The following is a 22,435-nucleotide window of genomic DNA, read 5'->3' as shown; positions in this document are numbered from 1 at the left end:
TCGCGCCGGGCATGACCCGGCGCGACCTGTCCTTCAGAAGCCGGTGCTGTAGCGCAAGGCTGCCTGCCGCGCACCTTCGCCACCGACGCGCTGGTCGAAGCCCAGGCTCAGGCGGCCATTGCGGCCCCACCACGATTCCAGCGCCACGCCGATCAGCGCACTGCCGCGCGGCGCGTTCCAGCCCGCCAGCGGTGCCCAGGCATCGACGCCGACGAAACTGGCCTGCCAGTCCGCATCCGCACCATCAATCCGTTGCTGCCATTCGGCATGCCCACGCAGCGTCCAACGCCCCCAGGCACGCTCGCCGCGGATACCGGCCAGCATCTGGCTGCGCTGCACGCGATTGGCATCACCCCGCAGGCCGAAACCGAAGCCGCCGAGCTCATTGAAGGCGTCGGTATCCACGCGCGTGGTGCTGGCGCCGACGTAGGGCGTCAACGATGCGCCTGCACGCCCCAGCCGGTACCCGCCCTCCACGCTGGCACTGCTGAAACGGCCGCCATACCGCGCAGAGACGCCATAGGCACCCGCACCGAGCAGCAGCTGACGATCCAGCGCGCGGGTGAACTGGCCGCTGCCGACCTGGGCCAGCGCGTAGCCACGCCCCAGATTCCAGCCCGCGTACAGCTGCGCCTGCGCCTGGCGATCACGCCCACGATCGCCGCCGAAACTGCTGCCACCATTACTTCGGGTCTCGCCAAACGCCACGCCCATCAGGCCGTTGCTGCCCAGTGGCAGATCCTGGCCGGCCATCCAGCCCCGGCTGTCGGCGGCGTTGCCGGCGAAGCTGCCCTGCCCCGCCTCACCCAGCGCGCTCTGCCAGCTACCGCGCAGGCGCGGTGCGGCCTGTACACGATCGAAGCGCTCGGCGATCGCACGCCGCGACATGTCGATGCTGTCGAAGGTCGCCGCTTCGGCACGGGCGTGCGCTTGACCGGACAGGCTCTGCAGGCTGGCGGCCAGGCCCTGCGGGCCACCGCCGGTCCACTGCAGGGCGCCGGCCGCTGCACCAAAGGCCGATCCCTGCAGCCCTGCGTTTTTGTCGAGTGCTGCGAATGCACCTTCCAGGCGCTGTGCTGCCGCCTGGGCGGACGCCCCCAGGCCGCTGGCCGCTGCGGTGACGCTGACCTGGGTCAGGTTCAACCAGGCGTTGTTGCTGTCGTAGCCGTAACTGCTCTGCAGCAACGACAGCCCCTGCAGGCCACTGGAGGTAGCCGGCGTACTGAAGGTGCCACTGAGTCCGCCTGCCGCGTGGATCAGGTCCTGGCGGCTGCCGTTCTGCGGCACGTAGCCGGAAACGAAGCCATGCACGCGCACGCCACCGTCGATCGCGGCATTGCCGGTGACCTGCAGCGCATTGGCGCCCAGTGCGATCATCAGCTGTGCACCGGCCTGCTGGGTGTAGTTGCCCTCGATCGTGCCGGTGGTGTTGCCGGTGGTGAGGAACACGCTGCTGCCGTTGACCACATTGCCGATCACGCGGGGCGTGCCGCCATTGAACTGCAGGCCGGTCGAATCCGGATCGGACTGGCCGAGAATGGTCACATTGGAACGGACCACACCACCGTTCTGCAGCGACAGGATGCCGCGTTCGATGCGGGTGGCGCCGGTGTAACTGTTGTTGCCGGCCAGCACCAGGGTGCCCCCGCCCTGCTTGACCAGGCCGCCGCTGCCGACGATATCGTTGCGCCACGCCGAGCCGGTCGAAGCAAGATCCACGTTGGCGACCACATCCCCCCAGTCGAAACGGCCCGGACCGTTGATCGCACGGCCGATGTCGAGCAGGCCGTAGCCGAACACCGGATCCACGCCCGGCGCGCCGATGTCCTTGGCGGTGCCCAGCAGGGTCTGCCGCACCAGATCGTTGCTGAAGTACGGGAAGCGCTCCCAGACCAGCGCCGCCGCGCCGGAAATCAAGGGCGCCGCAAATGACGTGCCGTAGTTCCAGTAGTAGCTGCCACCATTGGCATCGGGATAGACCGCGCTGCCTGGCGCCGCAAGGCAGTACCGGGCTGCCTGGCCGCAGGCATTGGCATAGCTGGCCAGCGTACCGGGCGCATACGGATCCACGGCGGTGGCCACCAGCCAGCCGCGCTCCAGATCGGCGGCCGGCAGCGTGCCGGCCACGCCCTGCTGGCTGGGCAGCGCGGCCAGGCTGCTCGGTTCGCTGCGGCCATCATTGCCCGCGGCAAACACCACCAGCCCGCCGTGGTTGATCACGAAGGGACGATACTCGGCGGCCACCTGCGCGGTGGTCGGCAGGTCGGTCCAGTACAGGCCGCCCCACGAGTTGTTCATCACCTTCACGTTGTAGCTGATCAGGTCCTGGTGGACCTGGGCCACACCCAGCGGTCCGCTGAATGCATTGCCACGTCCGCTGCCGTCGTCGGTCGGCGGCTTGTCGGCAATGATCCGTGCCGACACGATCTGCGCCTTTGGCGCGATGCCGCCCGGCCAGGAGCCCGTTGCCGCGCCGGCGGCGAGGCTGGCCACGGCGGTGCCGTGGCCGACCACATCATCGACACCCAGATTGTTTCTGGCCGGATCGATGTAGTTGAGGTTGGCCAGCACCCGGCCATTCAATGCCACCGCATTGCGCTGCACGCCGGAGTCGACGATGCCGATGCGCACGTTCTGACCGGTCAGGCCGGCAGCCTGTGCGGCGCGCGCATTGGTGACTGACAGATGCGCGTCGAAAGCCGGCTCCTGTGGTTTGACCGGGGGCGGCGTCGTCGGTGGCGGGGTAGTCGGTGGCGGCGGTGGTGGCGGTGTATCGATGCGCACGTTGCCGCCCCCGCCACCTCCACCACAGGCCGTCAGCGCCAGTGCCAGCGCGGTTGCCAGGGCAGATCTCACCGTCGTCGTGCGTTTCATCGATTCCTTCCCATGAACGTTGGCCCGCCCTTGTGCCGGCAGGCATGCGGCGCCGTCCAACGGCGGCCCTCCCCGACCCTCTATACTTGGGCCGACCCCCACGCAGTCTGCCGGGAAACCGGGGCGCTTCCAACGGCCCACGGTCTCCTTTCCGAACATTGCTTACGCATCAACGAGATTGCCATGTCCAACATCGTCATCGCCGCCGCCAAGCGCACCGCCATCGGCTCCTTCCTCGGCCAGTTCAACGGCGTGCCGACCCCGACCCTCGGCGCGGCCGCCATCGCCGCCGCCCTGGAACAGTCGGGCATCCCGGCCAGCGACGTTTCCGAAGTCCTCATGGGCTGCGTGCTGCCGGCCAATCTGGGCCAGGCGCCGGCCCGCCAGGCGGCGATCGCTGCCGGCATCCCGCTGTCAACCGGTGCCACCACGCTGAACAAGGTGTGCGGCTCGGGCATGAAGACCATCATGCTCGGCCATGACCTGATCAAGGCCGGTTCGGCCAGCATCGTGGTCGCCGGCGGCATGGAATCGATGTCCAACGCGCCGCACATGCTGCCCAACTCGCGCACCGGCAACCGCTTCGGCAACTTCCAGGCGGTCGATCACATGGCCCACGATGGCCTGGTCAACGCATACGACGGCAAGGCGATGGGTGAATTCGCCGAATGCGCCGTGGACAAGTACCAGTTCAGCCGCGAAGAGCAGGACGCCTACGCCATCGAATCGGTCAAGCGCGCGCAGGCGGCCCAGGCCAACGGTGCGTTCGCCGATGAAATCGTCGCGGTGAAGGTCGCCACCCGCAAGGGCGAGGTCGAGGTCACCACCGACGAGCAGCCCGGCCGCTCGGACATCGCCAAGATCCCGACCCTGCGTCCGGCCTTCAAGAAGGACGGCAGCGTCACCGCCGCCAGTTCCTCCAGCATCTCCGACGGCGCCGCCGCTGTGGTCCTGCTGACCGAGGAAGACGCAGCCGCGCGTGGCATCACCCCGCTGGCCCGCATCGTCGGCCACGCCACCCACTCGCAGGAACCGGAGTGGTTCACCACCGCCCCGATCGGCGCGCTGCACAAGCTGCTGGACAAGACCGGCTGGTCGCTGGACCAGGTCGATCTGTTTGAAATCAACGAAGCCTTTGCCGTGGTGGCGATGGCGCCGATGCGCGAACTGGGCATCCCGCATGACAAGCTCAACGTGAATGGCGGTGCCTGCGCACTGGGCCATCCGATCGGCGCCTCCGGTGCACGCCTGGTGGTGACCTTGGTCAACGCCCTGCGCACGCGCGGTGGCAAGCGCGGCATTGCCACCCTGTGCATCGGCGGTGGCGAAGCAACGGCTATCGCCATCGAATTGATTTAAATGGATTTAACGATGATTTCGCAAAAATGAATGCGGGATCGCTTGACACCCAATCTTGGCTTGTCATCATGTTGTCGGCGCGCAGCATGCGCGTTGCCTAATTCTAACGACGAGGATTCACACAATGAGCATCAACAAGCTGCTGGTCGCGATGTCCCTGGCTCTGGCCCTGGCCGCCTGCTCGAAGCAGGAAGCTGCCCAGGACGCCGCTGCTTCGGCCAACGAAGCCGCCACCGAAGCCCAGGCTGCTGCCGACCAGGCCGCCGCTGCTGGCGCCCAGACCGCCGACGCTGCCCAGCAGGCCGCTGACACCGCCGCCACCGCTGCTGACGCTTCGGTTGACGCTGCTGCCCAGGCTGGGGCTGCTGCCACCGACGCCGCTGCCGGCGCCGCTGCTGACGCTGCCAAGGCTGCTGAAGGCACCGCTGAGAAGGCCAAGGACGCTGCTGAAGAAGCCAAGAAGTAATAACTTCTTTCTTCACGCTGTTCTGGAAAAGCCGCTGGTTCGCCAGCGGCTTTTTCTTTTGTCGAAATGCGCGCGACTGAGCCGCTGCATCGCGACCCCGTCTTCACAACGGCATGAATAGGCTGGCGTCCCCATCCATTGCAGTACCGGAGACCGCCATGAAGATTCGTCCGATCACTACCACCCTGCTGGCCGCCTCCCTGCTGCTGGCCCTGGCCGCCTGCAAGGGCCCGGAAGCCGAACAGGCCAAGCAGGACGCACAGCAGGCGGCCGACAGCGCAGGCGCTGCCGCCCGCGACGCCGTCGACAAGGCTGCTGCCGCCACCCGCGAAGCCGCCGACAAGACCGCTGCCGCGTCCGAGCAGGCCGCCGCCGATACCCAGCAGGCGCTGGACAAGGCTGCAGACGCCACCGCGAACGCGGCCGACAAGGCCAAGGACGCCGCAACCGACGCCGCCGCACACGCCAGCGACGCGACCGCCAACGCCGCGCAGAAGGTTGCCGACAAGGCACGTGATGTCGCCAATGACGCCAAGGCCAACGCCGCCAAGGAAGAAGCCAAGCACTGAGGTGTATCGGCAGCCGAGCATCGGCTCGGCGCTACTGGAAAAGCCGCGGCACTGCCGCGGCTTTTCTGCTTTTCGCTCTCCGCTCTTTCTGTTGATTCCGTGGTGGACGGCACGGAAACCGTCCAAGGCCGCGCGGGCAGTTTGCGCAGGGGCGTAAGCGCCATGGATGGCGCGCCCGGGCCTACAAGGACGTATTCACGGCGCCCCCTGCGCGACCTAGCCGCGCGGCCCATCCATCAGTATCAGCGCCCACCACGAGGGGCACCGCCGTTGGCCATTCCCTACGGCAGCGCGCGCGCCAGCATCGCCGTCAGCTCCAGCCCCGCCGGCAGCGTCCCAAACGCCAGCCCATGCTCCCCTTCCAGCCGGCTGCGCACGAACGCCTCCGCCATCGGGCTGCGCGCCTGCAGCAGCAGCGCCGCCTGCAGCAGCAGCGCGGTACGCTCGCAGAACAGCCGCGCCTGCGCTTCCTCCGGTGGCGGCGCCGCTGCCCAACGCTGCAATGCCGCTGCATAGCGCGCATCACGATCAGCCACCGACGCCAGCTCACCGCGCAACGCCGCCATCGCCTCCGGCTCACGCGCCAGCGCGCGCAGCACATCCAGGCACTGGATGTTGCCGCTGCCCTCCCAGATCGAATTCAACGGTGCCTGCCGGTACAGGCGCGGCAGCATCGACTCCTCTACGTAGCCGGCACCGCCCAGGCATTCCTGCGCTTCATTGACGAAGGCCGGTGCGCGCTTGCACAGCCAGTACTTGCCCAGTGCCGTCCCCAACCGCGCCATCGCCGCTTCATTGGCATCCACACCGGCACGATCCACCGCGCGTGCGATGCGCATCGCCAACACCGTGGCCGCTTCCGACTCCAGCGCCAGATCAGCCAGGACGTTGGTCATCAGCGGGTGCTCGACCAGCAGCTTGCCGAAGGTGCGTCGATGGCGTGCGTGGTGCAGCGCCTGCGCCAGCGCCATGCGCATCTCTGCCGCCGCACCCAGCATGCAGTCCAGGCGGGTCATCATCACCATGCCGATGATGGTGGCCACGCCGCGCCCCTCTTCGCCCACGCGCCATGCCTGTGCGCCGCAGAACTCGACCTCGCTGGAGGCGTTGGCCCAGTCGCCAAGCTTGTCCTTCAGCCGCATCAACCGGAACGCATTGCGGTCACCATCGGCCAGCCGGCGCGGCATCAGCAGGCAGGTCAGTCCTCCCGGCGCCTGCGCCAGCACCAGGAAGCCATCGCACATCGGCGCGGAAAAGAACCACTTGTGGCCGACCAGGCGATAACGCTCGCCATCGATCGGTTCGGCGCGCGTGCTGTTGGCACGGACATCCGAGCCGCCCTGCTTCTCGGTCATGCCCATGCCCAGGGTGATGCCGGCCTTGTCCGCCACCGGCACGTCGCGCGGGTCATAGACCGGTGCAGCGGCCTTGCGCGCCCACTCGGCCAGATGCGGCTGCGAATGCAGCACCGCCACCGCCGCATGGGTCATGGTCAACGGGCAGCTGGTGCCCGCCTCGGCCTGGTGATGCAGGTAGCTCAACACCGCACGTGCCACGTGTGCGCCAGGCTGCGGCTCATGCCAGGACAATCCTGCGACGCCGTGCGATTTGGCCGCGTCCATCAACCTGTGATAGGCCGGATGGAACTCCACCGTGTCGATGCGATGGCCCTGTGCATCATGCGTGCGTAGCCGCGGACGATCACGGTTGGCATCGAAGCCGAGCCGGTACAGTTCATCACCGGCGAGTGCACCATAGACACCCAGCCGCGGCGCGAAGCTGGCGGCGCCTTCGCGCTGCACGGCTTCCATCAGCGCCACGTCGTCGGTCCACAATTGTCGCCCTGCGAACGGCGGCGGCTGGTTCAGCACCACATGGGTTTCATACGGCGCGTTGCTGCTGAAGCTGGGTCCACTCATCCGGTCCATCCTGGCGGCAAGAGGTCTGCGGCCCGATTGTGCCGCATCGCCTGCCAAGCCCGTGTTCAGGCCGGTTCTCACCCTCTGCACGAGACGCAGGCCACAGTGACCACATGGCAGGCAACGACGATCTGGTGGTGCTGCGCCCGGAGGGGCTGTACTGCGCCGCCGGCGATTTTCATATCGACCCGTGGCGACCGGTAGCGCGCGCGGTCATCACCCATGGCCACGGCGACCATGCCCGTCCGGGCATGGGCGAGTACCACTGCAGCGAAGGCAGCCTGCCGATCCTGCGCTGGCGCCTGGGTGACGTGCCGGTGCAGGCGCACGTCGAGGGCGTGCCGTTCCGCCTGGGGAAGGTACAGGTATCGCTGCACCCTGCCGGCCATGTCCTCGGCTCTTCGCAGGTACGCATCGACGACGGCCGGCAGGTCTGGGTGGCCTCGGGCGACTACAAGCGCCAGCCCGACCCGACCTGCGCGCCGTTCGAAGTGGTGCCCTGCGATACCTTCATCACCGAAGCCACGTTCGCCCTGCCCATCTACCGCTGGCCGGACACGCCGGCGGTGGCGGCGGAAATCGTGGCGTGGCGCCGCGAATGCGAACAACGTGGCGAAGCGGCGATCCTGCTGTGCTATGCATTGGGCAAGGCGCAACGGGTGCTGGCCGAACTGCGGCCACTGGACGATCGCCCGGCCTGGCTGCATGGCGCCATCGCCAATGGTGTGGCGGTCTACCGGCACGCCGGCGTACCGATGCTGGAGACGCTCACCGTGGCCGAACAGGGCCGCCAGCCGGATGCCGCCGGCCAGCTGATCCTCGCGCCGCCGTCAGCTGCGGGCACGCCCTGGATGCGTCGCTTCGGCCGCCACCAGCTGGGCTTCGCATCCGGCTGGATGCAGCTGCGCGGCAATCGGCGGCGTCGCAATGTCGATCGCGGTTTTGTCATTTCCGATCACGCCGACTGGCCAGCACTGCTGCAGACCATCGAACAGACGGGCGCCCAGCGGGTGATCGCCACCCATGGCAATACCGATGCGTTGATTCCGTTCCTGCGCGAGCGGGGCGTGGCTGCCGAAGCCTTCCGTACCGATTTCGGGAGCGAAGAATGAAGGCATTCGCTGCGCTCTACCAGCGCCTGGATCGCAGCACCGCCACGCTGGACAAGCGTGCGGCGCTGGTCGACTACTTCCGCCAGGCGCGTGCGCATGACGCGGCATGGGCGCTGTACCTGCTCAGCGGCGGCAAGGTGGGCGGCGCACGCCGGAAGATCGCCGCCAGCAGCGAACTGCGCGCGTGGGTGAGCGAGGAATCGGGCCTGCCGCCCTGGTTGGTGGAGGACAGTTATGCGCAGGTGGGGGACCTGGCCGAAACGCTGACCCTGCTGCTGGATGATCCATCCCGGCCAGCTGTCGACCGCCCCTTGGCCGAATGGATCGAACAACATCTGCTGGCGGTGGCCAATCAAGCCGAAGCAGTGCGCCGTGCGGCGGTCGTCGCAGGCTGGCAGCAGCTGTGCAGCAGCGAACGCCTGGTGTTCAACAAGCTGCTGACCGGTGCCCTGCGCGTAGGTGTTTCGCAGCGGCTGGTACAGCAGGCGCTGGCCGAATGGTCCGGCCTGGACATCGCACGCATCGCCCAGCGCATGCTTGGTGAGTGGGTGCCCTCGCCCGGGCTGCTGGCTCAGCTGCTGTCGCCGGATGAGCTTCCGCTGGACCGTCAGCAGCCCTACCCGTTCTTCCTCGCATCGCCACTGGAAGGTGAACCTGCCGAACGGCTCGGCCCGATCGATGACTGGCTGCTGGAATGGAAATGGGATGGCATTCGCCTGCAGCTGCTTCGCCGGCGTGGCGAGGTCGCATTGTGGTCGCGTGGCGAAGAGCGGCTGGATGGCCGCTTCCCCGAAATCGAGCAGGCGGCGATGGCGCTTCCCGATGGCTGCGTACTGGACGGCGAGCTGCTGGCCTGGGACGAAAACGCCAACCTGCCGCGTGCCTTCACCGCGCTGCAGACCCGCATCCAGCGCCGCAAACCCGGTGCGGCCACCCTGCGCAACACGCCGGTGCGCGTGCTCGCCTATGACCTGCTGGAAGTCGATGGCGCGGACCTGCGTGAGCTGCCGTTGCAGGAACGGCGTACGCGGCTCACTGAGGTCATCGGTGCGCTGGACGATGTGCGGATCCAGCTGTCGCCCGACGTTGACGCCGACGATTGGCAACGGGCAGCAGCGATGCGCGACGTGGCACGCGAACGCGGCGTGGAAGGTCTGATGCTGAAACGGCGTGTCTCGCCCTACCAGACCGGGCGACGACGCGGCGACTGGTGGAAATGGAAGGTCGATCCACTCACGATCGACGCGGTGCTGCTGTACGCCCAGGCCGGCCATGGGCGGCGCAGCACGCTGTACACCGACTACACCTTCGGCGTCTGGGACGGAGACACGCTGGTGCCGGTGGCCAAGGCGTATTCGGGCCTGGACGACAAGGAGATCCTCGCGCTCGACCGCTGGATCCGCGCCAACACCCGCGAGCGCTTCGGTCCAGTGCGCAGCGTGCGCGCCGAACAGGTGTTCGAACTGGGTTTCGAAGCGGTCAACCGCAGCAGCCGGCACAAATCCGGTATCGCCGTGCGCTTTCCGCGCATCCTGCGCTGGCGCCACGACAAGCCTGCCAGCGAGGCCGATCAGCTGGCTACGCTGCAGGCGCTGGCGCGATGAACCGCAGCCAGGCGCTGCGCAGGCTGGAAGACTGGTTCGCGGCACGCGGCTGGCGCTCACTGCCATTCCAGCGCGCAATGTGGCGCCACTACCTGGCCGGCGAATCCGGGTTGCTGCATACGCCCACGGGCAGCGGCAAGACGCTGGCGATGTTCGGTGGGCCGTTGCTGCAGGCGCTGGTCGATCCACCGCCACCGCCCCGCAGGGCCAGCGCGGTGCGCCCACTGCAGGTGCTGTGGGTGACGCCTTTGCGCGCGTTGGCCAGTGATACCGCCCGCGCCCTTCAGGCCGTCGTCGACGGCCTGGGACTGGGATGGCGTGTCGGCCTGCGCAGCGGTGACGCCAGCAACCGCGAGCGGCGCCAGGCCCGCGAAGGCCGCATCGACGTGCTGGTGACCACGCCCGAATCGCTGGCGCTGCTGCTGAGCTATCCCGATACCGTGGCACGCATGCGCCAGCTGCGCTGCGTGGTGGTGGACGAGTGGCATGAACTGCTGGGCAACAAGCGGGGAGTGCTGCTGCAACTGAACCTGGCGCTGCTGCGCGACATCGCCCCCGCGTTGCAGCTGTGGGGGCTCTCGGCCACGCTGGGCAATCTTGATGAAGCACGCGACGTGCTGCTGCCCGGGCAGCCCGACGCGCCCATCGTGCAGGGCGTGCGCCCGCGCGCAGTCGGCGTGCGCAGCCTGCTGCCCGACCCCGGCGAACGTTTCCCCTGGGCCGGGCATCTTGGCCTGGCGCAACTGCCGCGCGTGCTGGACGCGTTGATGCAGGCACGCAGCAGCCTGCTGTTCACCAATACGCGTGCGCAGGCGGAACTATGGCATCAGGCGCTGGCCGCGGTCTGGCCCGAAGACCAGGGCACGCTTGCGCTGCACCACGGCTCACTGGATCCGGCGCTGCGCCAGCAGGTGGAGGATGGCCTGCGCGCGGGCGTGCTGCGCTGCGTGGTGGCCACCTCCAGCCTCGACCTCGGCGTGGACTTCCCCGAGGTTGAGCAGGTATTGCAGCTGGGCAGCCCGAAGGGTGTGGCCCGCCTGCGCCAACGCGCCGGACGTGCGCGCCACCGCCCGGGCGCCAGCGGCTCCATCCTGTGCGTGCCCAGTCATGCGCTGGAACTGGCCGAGTACGCCGCCGTGCGCCGTGCATTGGCCGCCGGCGTGGTCGAAGCACGCAGGCCGCCGACGCTGTCGCTGGATGTGCTGGCCCAGCATGCGGTCAGCCGCGCGCTGGCCGGTGGCTTCGACAGCGATGCGCTACTGGCGCAGGTGCGCCGCACCCACGCCTTCGCATCGCTCGGCGACGGCCAATGGCAGGCGGTACTGACCTTCATCGTGCAGGGCGGCCAGGCGCTGGCCCAGTACCCTGATTTCCACAAGGTCGTGCGCGATGACGACGGCTGCTACCGCATGCACGATCGCCGCCAGGCACTGCGCCATCGGCTGTCGATCGGCACCATCAGCAGCGATGGCAGCGTGCGCGTGCAGTTCCTGCGCGGGGGTGGCCTGGGCGCCGTGGAGGAACAGTTCGCCAGCCGCCTGCGCCGTGGTGATCGCTTCCAGTTCGCCGGGCGCCTGCTGGAACTGGTGCAGCTGCGCGACATGACCGCCTTCGTGCGGCTGGCACGAGGGCGCGGTGATGGTGTGGTGCCACGCTGGCAGGGAGGCCAGTTGCCGCTGTCGATGCCGCTCGGCCGTGAGCTGGAGTGGGTACTGTCCGGCGCCGACGACAGTGCCGAATCACGCTGGTTGTCACCGTTGCTGGCACTGCAGCAGCAGTTGTCGGCGCTTCCCGGCCCGGAACATCTGCTGGTGGAAGAGGTGCGGCGCCGCGAAGGCCAGTTCCTGTTCGTCTACCCCTTTGCCGGCCGCCACGTGCACGAGGCGCTGGCCGCCCTGCTGGCACTGCGCTGTACCCGCTGGCAGCGCAACAGCATCGGCTATGCGGTGAACGATCATGGCCTGGTGCTGGCACCGGCGCAGGCGATCGATCTGGATGCGGCGCAATGGCGCGCATTGTTCACCCCCGATCAGCTGCTGGACGATCTGCGCGCGGCAGTGAACCTGGGCGAGCTGGCGCGGCGCCAGTTCCGTGGCATCGCACGCGTCGCCGGCCTGCTGGTGCCCAGCCTGCCCGGCGGCATGCCGCGGTCGCTGCGCCAGCTGCAGGCCTCGGCGGGCCTGCTCTACGACGTACTGCGCGAGCATGACCCCGGCCACCTGCTGTTGGCATTGGCCGAACGCGAAGTGCTGCACGACAGCCTGGACCTCCCAGGGCTGCAGCGGGTACTGGCAAGGATCGGCATGCAGGTCTTCTCGGTGCAGCACCCGGCATCACTCACACCGCTGGGCTTTCCACTGTGGGCCGAACGCCTGCGCGGGCAGTTCAGCAACGAAGACTGGCGCACCCGTGTGCAACGCGCGGCCCAGCAGCTGGAGCGCCGCCATGGCCGATGAACTGCCGCTGCTGCGCGCCGGCGAATCGCTGATTCTGCTTGGCGCGCGTGCACTGTACTGGCCTGCGCGGCAGGCGCTGTTGATCGCCGACCTGCACCTGGGCAAAGCCGATGTATTCCGTCGTGCCGGCATCGCGTTGCCCAGCGGCGGCACCGGCGAAGACCTGCAACGCCTGCAGGGGCTGCTGGACAGGCATGCCTGCCGCGAGCTGTGGATCCTGGGCGACATCCTGCATGGGCCGGCGCATCGCGCTGCCTGGTACCAGCAATGGCTGGGATGGCGTGAACGCAATGCCGCACTGGACGTGCATGTTCTGCGCGGCAATCACGACCGCCAGCTGCCGCATGCGCAGTTGCAGGTCCAGATCCACGATGAAGTACGGCTGGGGCCGTTCCTGCTTCGGCATGAGCCGATGCCTGATGCAGAGCTGCATGTGATCGCCGGGCATCTGCATCCGCAGGTTGCCTTGCCGCCCCTGCGGCGGCGCTTCGCCGCGTTCTGGCTGCGCGACCGGACGACAATCCTGCCCGCCTTCTCCGCGTTTACCGCCGGAATCGTCCCTGCCCCCGTCCCTGGCGAGCAGATGATCGTCTGCGTGCAGGGCGGCCTGGTGGAACTGCCGGAAGCTTGAATCAGGCCGGACGAATGCCCAGCTGCGGCATCAACCGGAAATCAGGCGTGTCATCTTCACGTCGTCGCGGCAACGCCTGGATCGCCGCCAGCATCTCCTGCGCGCAGGTGCGGATGCGTGCGTGGTGCTCAGCTGATGCATGACTGATCAGGCTGCCGACATGGAACTCGAATACGTCCTCCAGTACGTCGGGCTGGTCCTCGTGCAACATCTGCAGCAATCCGCGCAGCTTGCAGATTTCCGATTCCAGCTCCTCGACCGCGAACAACATGGCGTCCTCCTCTTCAACAACAGGCGGCACGTCCGGGCCGCAACAGGCCGCAACGGCAGCGCCGCCCGGGCCACGCGCGATGTTGATCACGGAAAGGAAAACGGGCGACGCGCAATCGCGTGCAACCTACTTCTCGCATATGCGCGGTGAGGCAACCGTTAATTCACGTGACGACGCGCTTCACGCATTGGCCGTGATCGCGTTGATGCGAGGTGTCTCCGCTGCGGTGGCCAATGCGTCGACGAAAGCCGGATCCAGTGCGAGCGCACCGAACCAGCCGTGCTGGGTGCCACTGAGCACGCGCAGCATGTGGCCACGGCCACCGGGCAGGCGCCCCATCGGGCCCAGCAGCACATCACGCGCCTTGGCCCAGGCGTCGCGGTCGGACTGGAACAGCGGCGTCAGCCAACGACTCCAGCGCTGGTACACCGCAACGTGCGCCCTGCGTTGCGCCTGGTACGCCTGCAACGCTTCGGCACCACCGCCATGCGTGCGAACGGCATCGCGCAATGCCAACGCATCGAGCAGCGCCATGTTCACCCCCTGCCCCAGCTGCGGGCTCATCGCGTGCGCGGCATCACCGGCCAGCACCATGCGGCCCTGGTGCCAGCGCGTCATCACCGCATCACGGTAGACCGCGCGCGCCATCTGGCCGGCATCGCGCAGATGGGCGAAGCGCGCACTGGCCTGCGGCCACAGTGCATGCAGTTCATCCAGCCAGGGGGCCATGCCGTCGGCCTGCCAGCGCTCGAAGTCGGCGCGTGGCAGGCTCCAGAAGAAGCTCAGGCGCGGCGTGTCATCACCGGGGCGCGTGCCGACCGGCAGCAGCCCGATCATCTTGCGCGCGGCCACGTAGCGCTGGCGCAGCTCCCGCACGTGCGGCCAGTCTTCGGCCGGCAGCAGGCACCACAGCGCCCCCCACGGATACACGCGGTCCAGCCCGGCACCGCCGGCGATCGTGCCGCGCAGCGTCGAGGCGGCGCCATCGGCGGCCACCACCAGATCGAACGGACCGTGCATGCGACCGTCGCTGTCGCGCAGGCGGCCCTGCTCGGCATCCACCGCCGCGATGCTGACGCCCGCATGCAACTGGCCTGCACCCGCACGCGCTTCATCCAGCAGCGAGAACAAGGCCCCGCGCTGCATGCCCAGGCCGTGCAGGCGCGCATCCAGTCCGTCGTAACGCATGTCCATCACCGCGCGCTCGCACGGCGTGTCGCCATACAGGCGGTGCACCGGCGCGGCATGTGCGCGCACGGAATCAAGCAGGCCCATCTGCCACAGTACCTGCAGGCCGCTGGGCTGCAGCAGGAAGCCGGCGCCAACCGGTCCCGGCGTCGGCACGCGTTCGAAGATCTCCACCTCGTGGCCGTCACGGGTGAGCAGGATGGACACTGCCTGTCCAGCGGTGCCGTAGCCGATCACGGCGATGCGCAGTCGTTCCTTCATGGACGCATTGTGCCCGAGGTGGGTGGATCGCGAACGGGCCGCAGGCATGCCGCACAAAAAAAAACCCCGCCGGAGCGGGGTTTTCAACGCACTGTCGAGTGGATCACTCGGCCGGCGTGATGTTCGAAGCCTGGGCACCCTTCGGGCCCTGGGTCACGTCATAGGTGACACGCTGGCCTTCCTGCAGGCTGCGGAAGCCCTTGGAGTTGATGGCGGAGAAGTGCGCGAACACGTCGGCGCTGCCATCCTCCGGCGAGATGAAGCCAAATCCCTTGGCGTCGTTGAACCACTTGACGGTACCGTTCGGCATGGTGATGCGAGACCTTATGCAATGAATGGGTGGTGTACGCTGAACCCGCGCACAAGCTGAGTATGCAAAGCTTGCTCGGGGAAGACAATCACCCCCGTGCCAATTCGCCCACCAGTTCCGGAAGTCCGTTGCCGGCCGCCTGCACGTTGGCCAGCACTTCGGCCATCGTAATCTCCTCGCCATCACCACACCCGGCAGCCCAGTTGGCGATGATCGCCAGGCAGGCGTAATCCAGCCCCAGCTCGCGTGCCAGCGCGGCTTCCGGCATGCCGGTCATGCCCACCAGGTCGCAGCCGTCGCGGCGCATACGGGCGATTTCAGCGATGGTTTCCAGGCGCGGGCCCTGCGTTGCGCCGTAGCAGCCACCGTCATGGACCGTGACACCGGTCACTTTGGCCGCGGCCAGGATCTTGCTGCGCAGCATCGGCGTGTACGGGTGGCCGAAATCGACGTGGACCACGTCGGTGCCTTCTTCTTCACAGATCGTGCTGATGCGGCCCCAGGTGTAGTCGATGATCTGGTCCGGGCAAGCCAGCACGCGCGGACCAAAGTGTTCGGTGATGCCCCCCACCGTGTTCAACGCCAGCACGCGCTGCGCGCCCAGTTGCTGCAGCGCGGCCAGGTTGGCGCGGTAGTTGATCTTGTGCGGCGGCAGCGAATGGCCTTCGCCATGCCGCGCCAGGAACGCCACGCGATGGCCGAGCAGCGTACCGACGCGCACCGGGCCCGACGGGCGGCCGAAGCGGGTGTCGACCTCGTGGGTCTGCACATCGTCAAGCTTGGCCAGATTGTAGACACCGGTACCGCCGATCACGGCCAGGGCGATCTGTTGCATTCGAAGCACTCCATGAAAAGACGAACGCCGGCACCCGAGGATGCCGGCGGCAGAAGAAGACGCGCCGCGGGCGGCTGCGCCGTTATTCCTTCATCGCGTAGATGGCCGGCACGCAGCGCAGGGTTTCATTGACGTCCATGCCGAAGCCGAACACGTAGCGGTCCGGCAGTTCGATGCCGGCGTAGTCGGCGGTCACGTCCGGCAGCGCGCGATCGTGCTTCTTCACCGTCATCGCGGCGATGCGCACGTCGGTCGCGCCCTGTTCCAGGCACCAGGTGCGCACGCCCTGCAGGGTGTAGCCCTCGTCCAGGATATCGTCAACCAGCAGCACGCGGCGGCCGAACAGCGAAGTGGCCGGCTTGTGCTTCCAGACCAGGTCGCCGCCGGTGGTTTCACCGCGGTAACGGGTAGCGTGCAGGTAATCGAACTGCACGTCCTGGCCGCGCGCGCCCAGTTCCAGCGCCAGCTGGCCGGCGAACGGCAGCGCACCGTGCATGATGGACAGGAACAGCGGCACCTCGCCCTTGTAATCGCGCGCGATGGCGTCGGCGATACCAGCGATGGCCTTGTCGATGGTGGGGCGGTCGACCAGCAGGTCAGCCTGGGCCAGGGCCTGGGAAATGGTGAGGTTGGGCATCAGACGGTTCTTCCAAGGGTTTCAAGCAGACGGGATTGGGTGTCGCCATGGCGGGCATCGGTCAGCAGGCCATCCCAGCCAAGCGCGCCACGGCCGATCAGGCCCAGCAGCGCAGCAGTATTGAGGGAGCGTCCCTGCACCGCGTGCAGGGCTTCATCGACCAGTTCCGGGTGGCAGACCAGCACCACGTCGCAGCCGGCATCCAGATGCGCGTGCACGCGCGCGGGCACACCACCGGCGCTGTGCGAGGCGGCCATGCCGATGTCATCGGAGAACACCACGCCGCGGAAGCCGAGCTCGCCGCGCAGGATGTCCTGGATCCAGCGCGGCGAGTAGCCGGCCGGTTCAGGCGCAATCTGCGGGTAGATCACGTGCGCCATCATCACCGCGTCGGCACCGGCGGCGATGCCGGCCTGGAATGGCACCAGGTCCTGCGCGCGCAGCTCGTCCAGCGCGCGCGGGTCGATCGCGGTATCCACGTGGGTGTCTTCCAGCACGGTGCCGTGGCCGGGGAAATGCTTGAGCGTGGCGGCCATGCCGACCGAATGCATGCCGCGCACGTAGGCGGCGGTGAACGCGGCCACCACCTGCGGGTCTTCACTGAAGGCGCGGTTGCCGATGGCACGGTTGCCACGGCCAAGGTCGACCACCGGCGCGAAGCTCAGGTCCACACCGCTGGCCCGTACCTCGCTGGCCATCAGCCAGGCATGCCGTTCGGCCAATGCCAAGGCCTGCTGCGGGTCGGTGGCATACAGCGCACCAATGTCCTGCAGTGGCGGCAGATCGCTGTAACCCTCGCGGAAACGCTGCACGCGGCCGCCTTCCTGGTCCACGCAGATCAGCTGCGGGCGTGGGGCAGCGGCGCGGATGGCCGCGCTCAGATCGGTCACCTGCTGGCGCGAGGCGAAGTTGCGCTTGAACAGCACCACCCCGGCCACGGCATCGTGCTGCAGCCAGTCACGTTCCTGGGCGGTCAGTTCGGTACCGGCAACGCCGATCAGCAGCATGGTCGATCTCCACAACGCGCGCCCGCATGGCGCAGTGCCGCATTGTCGCAGAACCGGCCGACAGGCGCAGTGGTCAGAAAAAGGGGACGGAGGGGATCAAGGCGCAATCGACCCAGGTGGGCTGGATACCTCTTGATCCCCTCCGTCCCCTTTTGGGGGGCAGGTCAGACCTTGCAGCCGTCCGGGCCGCAGGCCTCGTCGCCGTCAGCCGACGCTGCCGGAGCGCCCTTTTCGGCCGCGATCTGGCGCAGGGCGTTGGCGAAGGCCTCCGGCGGCTGTGCCCCGGAAATGGCCCACTTCCCATCGATGACGAAGGTCGGCACCGAAGAAACGCCCAATGCGTGGGCCTGCGCCAGCTTGGCTTCGACCTCGGCCAGGCCGCGGTCGGAGGCCAGCATCTGCGCGATTTCGCCGGCGTCGAGGCCGCCCGCCACGCCGGCCTTGATCAGCACCGAGGGGTCGGCCAGGTTCTGGCCATGCTCGAAGTGGGCGCGGAACAGAGCCTCGCCGACCGCATCCTGCACGCCGTGCTCGCCGGCCAGCCACAGCACCCGGTGCGCCGGCAGCGTGGTCACCCGCACCTGGCCCTGGCTGAAGTCCATCGGCAGGCCCTCGGCACGCGCGGTGGTCTGGGTCTGGCCGAGGATCTGCTCGGTACGCTCGACGCCCCCGAACTTGCGCACGTAGGCCTCGCGCAGCGGCACCGGGGTGGCGTCCGCATCCGGATCCAGCTGGAACGGCTGCCAGTGGATATCGAGTTCAGGCGCGTTCGCGCCCAGCAACTGCACGCCCTGCTGGAAACGATGCTTGCCGATCCAGCACCAGGGGCAGACCACGTCGGAGTAGATATCGATTCTCATCCCCACGACATGGGGCCCGCCTCCCTCGTTAAAAGGGGATGGAGGGGACTAAGTCGGTTCCCGCACAGGTGGGGTAAAGACGACTTAATCCATCCGTCCCCTTTTTGGGGTTCACCACTGTGAATAGGGGTGACTGGCCAGCGCGACGTTGTAGTAGCGCGCATCGTCGGTGACTTCGGCACCCACCCAATCCGGCAGGTCGATCGCCTGGTCGGCGCTGTCCAGCTCGACCTCGGCCACCACCAGGCCGGCGTTGTCGCCGAGGAACTCGTCCACCTCCCAGGTCAGGCCGGCGTGCTCGACCAGATGACGGCGCTTGTCGATCAGGCCACCCACGCACAGCGCCAGCAGTGCGCGTGCATCGTCCACCGGGATCGGGTAATCGAACTCCTGGCGGGTATGGCCGATGGTGCGCGACTTCAGGTTCAACGCGGCGTGGTCGCCTTCGATGCGCACCCGCACCGAGGCGTTCTGGGTGCCGCGGTCAAGCGCCCCCATGTCGTTGATGTAGCCCTGCGCCATCGGGATCACCCGGTGCGCGGCGGCGCGCCAGCCATCGCTGCTGACGAGGAATTTGCGTTCGATTTCGATGCCCATCGCACCATTATGCGCGATGGGCATGACAGATCAGCGCTTCTCGAACACCGCGATGCTTTCCACGTGTGCGGTGTGCGGGAACATGTCCATGGCACCGGCGCTGACCAGGGTGAAGCCCTGCTCGTTGACCAGATAGCCGGCATCGCGCGCCAGCGAGCCCGGATGGCAGCTGACATACACGATGCGCTTGAACTGCTTCAGCGGCAGCTGCTGCAGCACTTCGATCGCGCCCGAGCGCGGCGGGTCCAGCAGCAGCTTGTCGAAGCCCTGGCGCATCCACGGGGTGCTGCGCTGGTCCTGGGTCAGGTCGGCACTGAAGAACTGCGCGTTGGCCAGGCCATTGCGCTCGGCGTTCTCACGCGCACGCGCGACCAGGCCGGCATCGCCTTCCACGCCGACCACTTCGCGCACGCGGCGCGCCAGCGGCAGGGTGAAATTGCCCAGGCCGCAGAACAGGTCCAGCACGCGCTCGTCCTCACCCGGTTCCAGCAGGTCCAGGGCGTGGGCGATCATCTTCTCGTTGAGCTTGGCATTGACCTGGATGAAGTCCAGCGGGCGGAACGCCAGTTCCACGTCCCACGGCGCCAGCCGGAACGACAGCGGCACGCCCTGCCCGTCCAGCGGCTGCACGGTGTCCACGCCGCCGGACTGCAGGTAGATCACGAAGCCATGCTGCTGGCCGAAGGCGGCCCAGGCCGCACGATCGGCATCGCTGAGCGGCTGCAGGTGGCGCACGGTCAGGACCACGGCCTGGTCACCGGCGATGAACTCGATCTGCGGAATATCGCGCTTGCCGTCGAGCGATTCGATGAAGGTGGACAGCGCCTCGACCTTGGTGCCGATTTCCGGGATCACGGTCAGGCACTGGCTGAGGTCGGCGACGAAACGCGGGTCCTGTTCACGGAAGCCGACCAGGGTCTTGTCCTTCTTCTCGACCCGGCGCACCGAGAAGCGGCCCTTGCGCCGGTAGCCCCAGCTCTCGCCGACCAGTGGCGCCAGCACGGTTCCCGGCTTCACGTGGCCGATGCGCTCCAGGTTGTCCATCAGCACGCGCTGCTTGGCCACGATCTGCTGGTCTTCGTCCAGGTGCTGCAGCACGCAGCCGGCACAGGTGCCGAAGTGCGGGCACTTCGGGGTGACGCGCTGCGGCGAGGCCTTCAGCACTTCCACCGTGCGCGCTTCGTCGAAATGGCGGCTGCGGGCGGTCTGTTCGGCCATGACCACCTCACCCGGCAGTGCGCCGCTGACGAAGGTGACCTTGCCGCCCTCACCCTCACGGCGGGCGACGCCGCGACCATCATGGCTGAGGTCGAGGATCTCGGTCTGGAACGGGGTACGGTCGATGCGGGAGCGGGATCGGGCCACGTGGCAACAGGCTGCGGGCAAAAATGGGGGCGTATTGTCGCAGATCCTGACCGGCAGGGCCCGGACCCGCTTGCGCCCGCCGCCGCCGTGCTTGATGATTGCAACAGCTGACATGGAGGCAGCCCTGATGCAGATGACCCCGCGGGCCAGCCGGCCCCGCTTCCTGCTTGTCGAGGACGACATCATCAGCCGCGGTTTTTTCAAGGCGGCGTTGGAAACGTTACCGGCGGACGTGGACACCGCAGATTCACTGGCCAGTGCGCTGGCGAGCGCCGAACCCGGCGCGCATGACCTGTGGCTGATCGACGTCAACCTGCCGGACGGCAATGGCGCGCAGCTGCTGCGCGAACTGCGCCGTTCACACCCCGACACCCCGGCGTTGGCGCATACCGCCGACGGCGACACCTCCATCCATGCCCGCCTGCGTGAAGCTGGCTTCAGCGACACGCTGGTCAAGCCGCTGGGCCGCGACCAGTTGCTGAAAGCCGTGCGCCGCGCGCTGGTGAACAGCCCCGCGGGGATCTTCGTTGCGCCGGCTCCGGCTGCGGTCGAGCTGCAGGTGCAGGACTGGGACGAGACCGCGGCACTGGCCGCGCTCAATGGCCAGCGCAACCACCTGATAGCCCTGCGCGAGCTGTTCCTGGCCGAGTTGCCGGGCGTGCGTGACGCGGTCGAGCAGGCGGTGGACCAGCATGACGAGCGCCAGCTGCGCAGCCAGCTGCACCGGTTGCAGGCCAGTTGTGGCTTCGTCGGCGCGGCACGGCTGGGACGCGCGGTGCGGCAGCTGCATCATGCGCCGGAGTCCGGGCAGGCCCAGGACGGGTTCCGCGCCGCCGTGGCGGCCCTGCTGCATTGAGGGTTGGCCGGCAGGGCTGCGCCCTGCACCCGCAGAGGCTTCAAGCCAAGGCAACGTCAACAGCAAAAGCAAAAGCTGGCATTCCGTAGGTTGGCGGGGCGGTATCGGAGGGCGGGGACGCCGTAAACCCGTCCTTGGGGGCTTGGCAGCCGCATCCATGCGGCTGACACCCCGCCCTCCGATACCGCCCCGCCTTCGACAGGTTCACTCGGCTGTTGGTAGGTGTCGACCTTGGTCGACACATCTGTCAGATATCGAAATTCAAACTGGGGTCAGATCCGTTTTCCTTCGGAAAACGGATCTGACCCCGTCGGCATGTCCAACAGCTCGCAAGAATCTGTCGAAGGCGGGGTGGGTCCGGTTGCGGGAGTGTCCGCGGCATGGATGCCGCGGCCAAGCCCCCAAGGACGGGTTTACGGCGTCTCCCGCAACCGGATCCACCCCGCCGACCCACGGATAACCAGCTTTTGCTTTTGACGTTGACGTTGATTCGGCAGGTGCAGGGCTGCAAGCCCTGCCGAACATCCCCTACCTGCGGGGCACGAGCTGCTCGAGCATTTCCCAGGACTTCAGGCCGCGGGCGCCCAGGTGATGGGCCAGCACCCGCCGCATCGGCAGACGCAGGCTGGCCAGGTCGGCGGCATGGGGCTCTTCGTCGGCCGCCAACGCCAGCAGCGCCGAGCCAGTCGCCGCCGCCCGGCGTTCCCCACCGCGCTCGCTCAGCAGGCGCTGCGCGCCTTCCTGCGGATCCAGTTCGTAGCGCGCGGCCGGGTCGATCGGCTGGCCGTCGCTCGCGCTGTCCAGATCGAAACCCAGGCCCAGCGCGGACAGCAGCTCGCGTTCGAAGCGACGCAGGGTCCAGGCCAGGCCGGCGCCCACGGCCAGCCGCGCACGCGCCTCGCCGTAGGCCAGGTACAACTCAGGCAGCGGGTCCTGGCGCGGGGCCAGGCGCAGGGTCAGTTCACTCAGGTAGAAGCCGGCCAGCATCGCCTGGCCGACCAGGCGTGGCGCGGCATCCAGCGCCTCGGCACCCCGCAACTGGGCCAGTTCGCCCCGCTGCTGGGCACTGAAGCGGATCCACTGCAGCGGCTGCAGAGCAGCGCGCAGCACCTGTCCCTTGGCGGTGGATACGCCACGCGCGAGCAGGCCGATCCGGCCATGCTGCGCACTCAACACTTCGACCAGCAGACTGGTCTCGCGGTAGGCCCGTGCGTGCAGCACGAAGCCAGTGTCGTCCTCGATCATCATCGAAGCGACC

At 67.9% G+C, this 22,435-nt stretch carries 20 protein-coding genes; 8 read left to right on the top strand and 12 right to left on the bottom strand.

Annotated elements, in window-relative coordinates; all coding sequences use genetic code 11:
• Positions 1 to 33: 33 nt before the first annotated feature.
• The gene (locus RI032_RS14330; RefSeq protein ID WP_322547180.1) at positions 34 to 2,874 is read right to left on the bottom strand and encodes a S8 family serine peptidase; all 2,841 of its coding nucleotides are present in this window, start codon (positions 2,872 to 2,874) and stop codon (positions 34 to 36) included.
• Positions 2,875 to 3,057: 183 nt separating this feature from the next.
• On the opposite strand from RI032_RS14330, the gene RI032_RS14325 reads away from it, so the two are divergent.
• From RI032_RS14325 to RI032_RS14315, 3 genes are all read left to right on the top strand, one after another.
• Positions 3,058 to 4,233: a thiolase family protein gene (locus tag RI032_RS14325; RefSeq protein ID WP_010482849.1), complete on the top strand. Its 1,176-nt coding sequence runs from the start codon at positions 3,058 to 3,060 to the stop codon at positions 4,231 to 4,233.
• Positions 4,234 to 4,357: 124 nt separating this feature from the next.
• Positions 4,358 to 4,699, top strand: coding sequence for a hypothetical protein (locus tag RI032_RS14320; protein WP_004153024.1), 342 nt, complete (start codon positions 4,358 to 4,360; stop codon positions 4,697 to 4,699).
• A gap of 158 nt (positions 4,700 to 4,857) precedes the next feature.
• Positions 4,858 to 5,268: a hypothetical protein gene (locus RI032_RS14315; protein ID WP_006461120.1), complete on the top strand. Its 411-nt coding sequence runs from the start codon at positions 4,858 to 4,860 to the stop codon at positions 5,266 to 5,268.
• A gap of 281 nt (positions 5,269 to 5,549) precedes the next feature.
• Here the strand turns inward: RI032_RS14315 and RI032_RS14310 are convergent, their stop codons facing one another.
• Positions 5,550 to 7,187, bottom strand: a complete 1,638-nt coding sequence (locus tag RI032_RS14310; protein ID WP_134958913.1) for an acyl-CoA dehydrogenase family protein — start codon at positions 7,185 to 7,187, stop codon at positions 5,550 to 5,552.
• Positions 7,188 to 7,300: 113 nt separating this feature from the next.
• On the opposite strand from RI032_RS14310, the gene RI032_RS14305 reads away from it, so the two are divergent.
• From RI032_RS14305 to pdeM, 4 genes are read left to right on the top strand one after another with little or no spacing between them, the layout of a single operon-like run.
• Positions 7,301 to 8,299 (top strand): ligase-associated DNA damage response exonuclease, encoded by a 999-nt coding sequence (locus RI032_RS14305; protein WP_322547179.1) that lies wholly within the window; start codon positions 7,301 to 7,303, stop codon positions 8,297 to 8,299.
• Positions 8,296 to 9,903 (top strand): ATP-dependent DNA ligase, encoded by a 1,608-nt coding sequence (locus RI032_RS14300; RefSeq protein ID WP_019336698.1) that lies wholly within the window; start codon positions 8,296 to 8,298, stop codon positions 9,901 to 9,903. The genes RI032_RS14305 and RI032_RS14300 overlap by 4 nt, the downstream gene beginning before the upstream one ends.
• Positions 9,900 to 12,359 carry a ligase-associated DNA damage response DEXH box helicase gene (locus RI032_RS14295; RefSeq protein ID WP_241883424.1) on the top strand — a complete coding sequence of 820 codons (2,460 nt, stop codon included), beginning with the start codon at positions 9,900 to 9,902 and terminating at the stop codon, positions 12,357 to 12,359. Before RI032_RS14300 ends, RI032_RS14295 begins: the two co-directional genes overlap by 4 nt.
• Positions 12,349 to 12,990: a ligase-associated DNA damage response endonuclease PdeM gene (gene pdeM / locus RI032_RS14290; protein ID WP_010482837.1), complete on the top strand. Its 642-nt coding sequence runs from the start codon at positions 12,349 to 12,351 to the stop codon at positions 12,988 to 12,990. Before RI032_RS14295 ends, pdeM begins: the two co-directional genes overlap by 11 nt.
• A gap of 1 nt (position 12,991) precedes the next feature.
• Here the strand turns inward: pdeM and RI032_RS14285 are convergent, their stop codons facing one another.
• The 9 genes from RI032_RS14285 to rlmD form a co-directional block, all read right to left on the bottom strand.
• Positions 12,992 to 13,261 (bottom strand): hypothetical protein, encoded by a 270-nt coding sequence (locus RI032_RS14285; RefSeq protein ID WP_019336695.1) that lies wholly within the window; start codon positions 13,259 to 13,261, stop codon positions 12,992 to 12,994.
• A gap of 180 nt (positions 13,262 to 13,441) precedes the next feature.
• On the bottom strand, positions 13,442 to 14,710 hold the full coding sequence (locus RI032_RS14280; RefSeq protein ID WP_049481942.1) for an FAD-dependent oxidoreductase: 1,269 nt from the start codon (positions 14,708 to 14,710) through the stop codon (positions 13,442 to 13,444).
• A gap of 103 nt (positions 14,711 to 14,813) precedes the next feature.
• Positions 14,814 to 15,020: a cold-shock protein gene (locus RI032_RS14275; RefSeq protein ID WP_005410590.1), complete on the bottom strand. Its 207-nt coding sequence runs from the start codon at positions 15,018 to 15,020 to the stop codon at positions 14,814 to 14,816.
• An 88-nt stretch (positions 15,021 to 15,108) separates the two neighbouring features.
• A complete protein-coding gene (locus RI032_RS14270) occupies positions 15,109 to 15,855 on the bottom strand; it encodes an S-methyl-5'-thioinosine phosphorylase (RefSeq protein ID WP_010482830.1) in 747 nt (248 codons plus the stop codon).
• Positions 15,856 to 15,937: 82 nt separating this feature from the next.
• Entirely contained in the window at positions 15,938 to 16,492 is a 555-nt protein-coding gene (locus tag RI032_RS14265; RefSeq protein ID WP_005410592.1) for a hypoxanthine-guanine phosphoribosyltransferase, read from the bottom strand.
• The gene (gene nagZ / locus RI032_RS14260; protein ID WP_322547178.1) at positions 16,492 to 17,499 is read right to left on the bottom strand and encodes a beta-N-acetylhexosaminidase; all 1,008 of its coding nucleotides are present in this window, start codon (positions 17,497 to 17,499) and stop codon (positions 16,492 to 16,494) included. The genes RI032_RS14265 and nagZ overlap by 1 nt, the downstream gene beginning before the upstream one ends.
• A 164-nt stretch (positions 17,500 to 17,663) precedes the next feature.
• Positions 17,664 to 18,359 carry a DsbA family oxidoreductase gene (locus tag RI032_RS14255; RefSeq protein ID WP_322547177.1) on the bottom strand — a complete coding sequence of 232 codons (696 nt, stop codon included), beginning with the start codon at positions 18,357 to 18,359 and terminating at the stop codon, positions 17,664 to 17,666.
• Between the two features lie 111 nt (positions 18,360 to 18,470).
• Entirely contained in the window at positions 18,471 to 18,956 is a 486-nt protein-coding gene (locus RI032_RS14250) for a CYTH domain-containing protein (RefSeq protein WP_043402365.1), read from the bottom strand.
• 30 nt (positions 18,957 to 18,986) lie between these two features.
• The gene (gene rlmD / locus RI032_RS14245) at positions 18,987 to 20,321 is read right to left on the bottom strand and encodes a 23S rRNA (uracil(1939)-C(5))-methyltransferase RlmD (protein ID WP_010482826.1); all 1,335 of its coding nucleotides are present in this window, start codon (positions 20,319 to 20,321) and stop codon (positions 18,987 to 18,989) included.
• A gap of 127 nt (positions 20,322 to 20,448) precedes the next feature.
• Here rlmD and RI032_RS14240 point away from each other — a divergent pair, with 127 nt between their 5' ends.
• On the top strand, positions 20,449 to 21,177 hold the full coding sequence (locus RI032_RS14240; protein ID WP_010482825.1) for a response regulator: 729 nt from the start codon (positions 20,449 to 20,451) through the stop codon (positions 21,175 to 21,177).
• A 528-nt stretch (positions 21,178 to 21,705) separates the two neighbouring features.
• Here the strand turns inward: RI032_RS14240 and recO are convergent.
• Positions 21,706 to 22,425, bottom strand: coding sequence for a DNA repair protein RecO (gene recO / locus RI032_RS14235; protein ID WP_049411152.1), 720 nt, complete (start codon positions 22,423 to 22,425; stop codon positions 21,706 to 21,708).
• Between the last annotated feature and the right edge of the window lie 10 nt (positions 22,426 to 22,435).

The organism is Stenotrophomonas geniculata, assembly GCF_034508895.1.
Classification (GTDB): Bacteria; Pseudomonadota; Gammaproteobacteria; order Xanthomonadales; family Xanthomonadaceae; genus Stenotrophomonas; species Stenotrophomonas geniculata.
This window is presented reverse-complemented; position numbering and strand designations above follow the sequence as displayed.

Coding starts and splice junctions, on each gene's coding strand:
- RI032_RS14330 (WP_322547180.1), bottom strand. CDS start 2,874: ATGAAACGCACGACGACGGTGAGATCTGCCCTGGCAACCGCGCTGGCA.
- RI032_RS14325 (WP_010482849.1), top strand. CDS start 3,058: ATGTCCAACATCGTCATCGCCGCCGCCAAGCGCACCGCCATCGGCTCC.
- RI032_RS14320 (WP_004153024.1), top strand. CDS start 4,358: ATGAGCATCAACAAGCTGCTGGTCGCGATGTCCCTGGCTCTGGCCCTG.
- RI032_RS14315 (WP_006461120.1), top strand. CDS start 4,858: ATGAAGATTCGTCCGATCACTACCACCCTGCTGGCCGCCTCCCTGCTG.
- RI032_RS14310 (WP_134958913.1), bottom strand. CDS start 7,187: ATGAGTGGACCCAGCTTCAGCAGCAACGCGCCGTATGAAACCCATGTG.
- RI032_RS14305 (WP_322547179.1), top strand. CDS start 7,301: ATGGCAGGCAACGACGATCTGGTGGTGCTGCGCCCGGAGGGGCTGTAC.
- RI032_RS14300 (WP_019336698.1), top strand. CDS start 8,296: ATGAAGGCATTCGCTGCGCTCTACCAGCGCCTGGATCGCAGCACCGCC.
- RI032_RS14295 (WP_241883424.1), top strand. CDS start 9,900: ATGAACCGCAGCCAGGCGCTGCGCAGGCTGGAAGACTGGTTCGCGGCA.
- pdeM (WP_010482837.1), top strand. CDS start 12,349: ATGGCCGATGAACTGCCGCTGCTGCGCGCCGGCGAATCGCTGATTCTG.
- RI032_RS14285 (WP_019336695.1), bottom strand. CDS start 13,261: ATGTTGTTCGCGGTCGAGGAGCTGGAATCGGAAATCTGCAAGCTGCGC.
- RI032_RS14280 (WP_049481942.1), bottom strand. CDS start 14,710: ATGAAGGAACGACTGCGCATCGCCGTGATCGGCTACGGCACCGCTGGA.
- RI032_RS14275 (WP_005410590.1), bottom strand. CDS start 15,020: ATGCCGAACGGTACCGTCAAGTGGTTCAACGACGCCAAGGGATTTGGC.
- RI032_RS14270 (WP_010482830.1), bottom strand. CDS start 15,855: ATGCAACAGATCGCCCTGGCCGTGATCGGCGGTACCGGTGTCTACAAT.
- RI032_RS14265 (WP_005410592.1), bottom strand. CDS start 16,492: ATGCCCAACCTCACCATTTCCCAGGCCCTGGCCCAGGCTGACCTGCTG.
- nagZ (WP_322547178.1), bottom strand. CDS start 17,499: ATGCTGCTGATCGGCGTTGCCGGTACCGAACTGACCGCCCAGGAACGT.
- RI032_RS14255 (WP_322547177.1), bottom strand. CDS start 18,359: ATGAGAATCGATATCTACTCCGACGTGGTCTGCCCCTGGTGCTGGATC.
- RI032_RS14250 (WP_043402365.1), bottom strand. CDS start 18,956: ATGGGCATCGAAATCGAACGCAAATTCCTCGTCAGCAGCGATGGCTGG.
- RI032_RS14240 (WP_010482825.1), top strand. CDS start 20,449: ATGCAGATGACCCCGCGGGCCAGCCGGCCCCGCTTCCTGCTTGTCGAG.
- recO (WP_049411152.1), bottom strand. CDS start 22,425: ATGATGATCGAGGACGACACTGGCTTCGTGCTGCACGCACGGGCCTAC.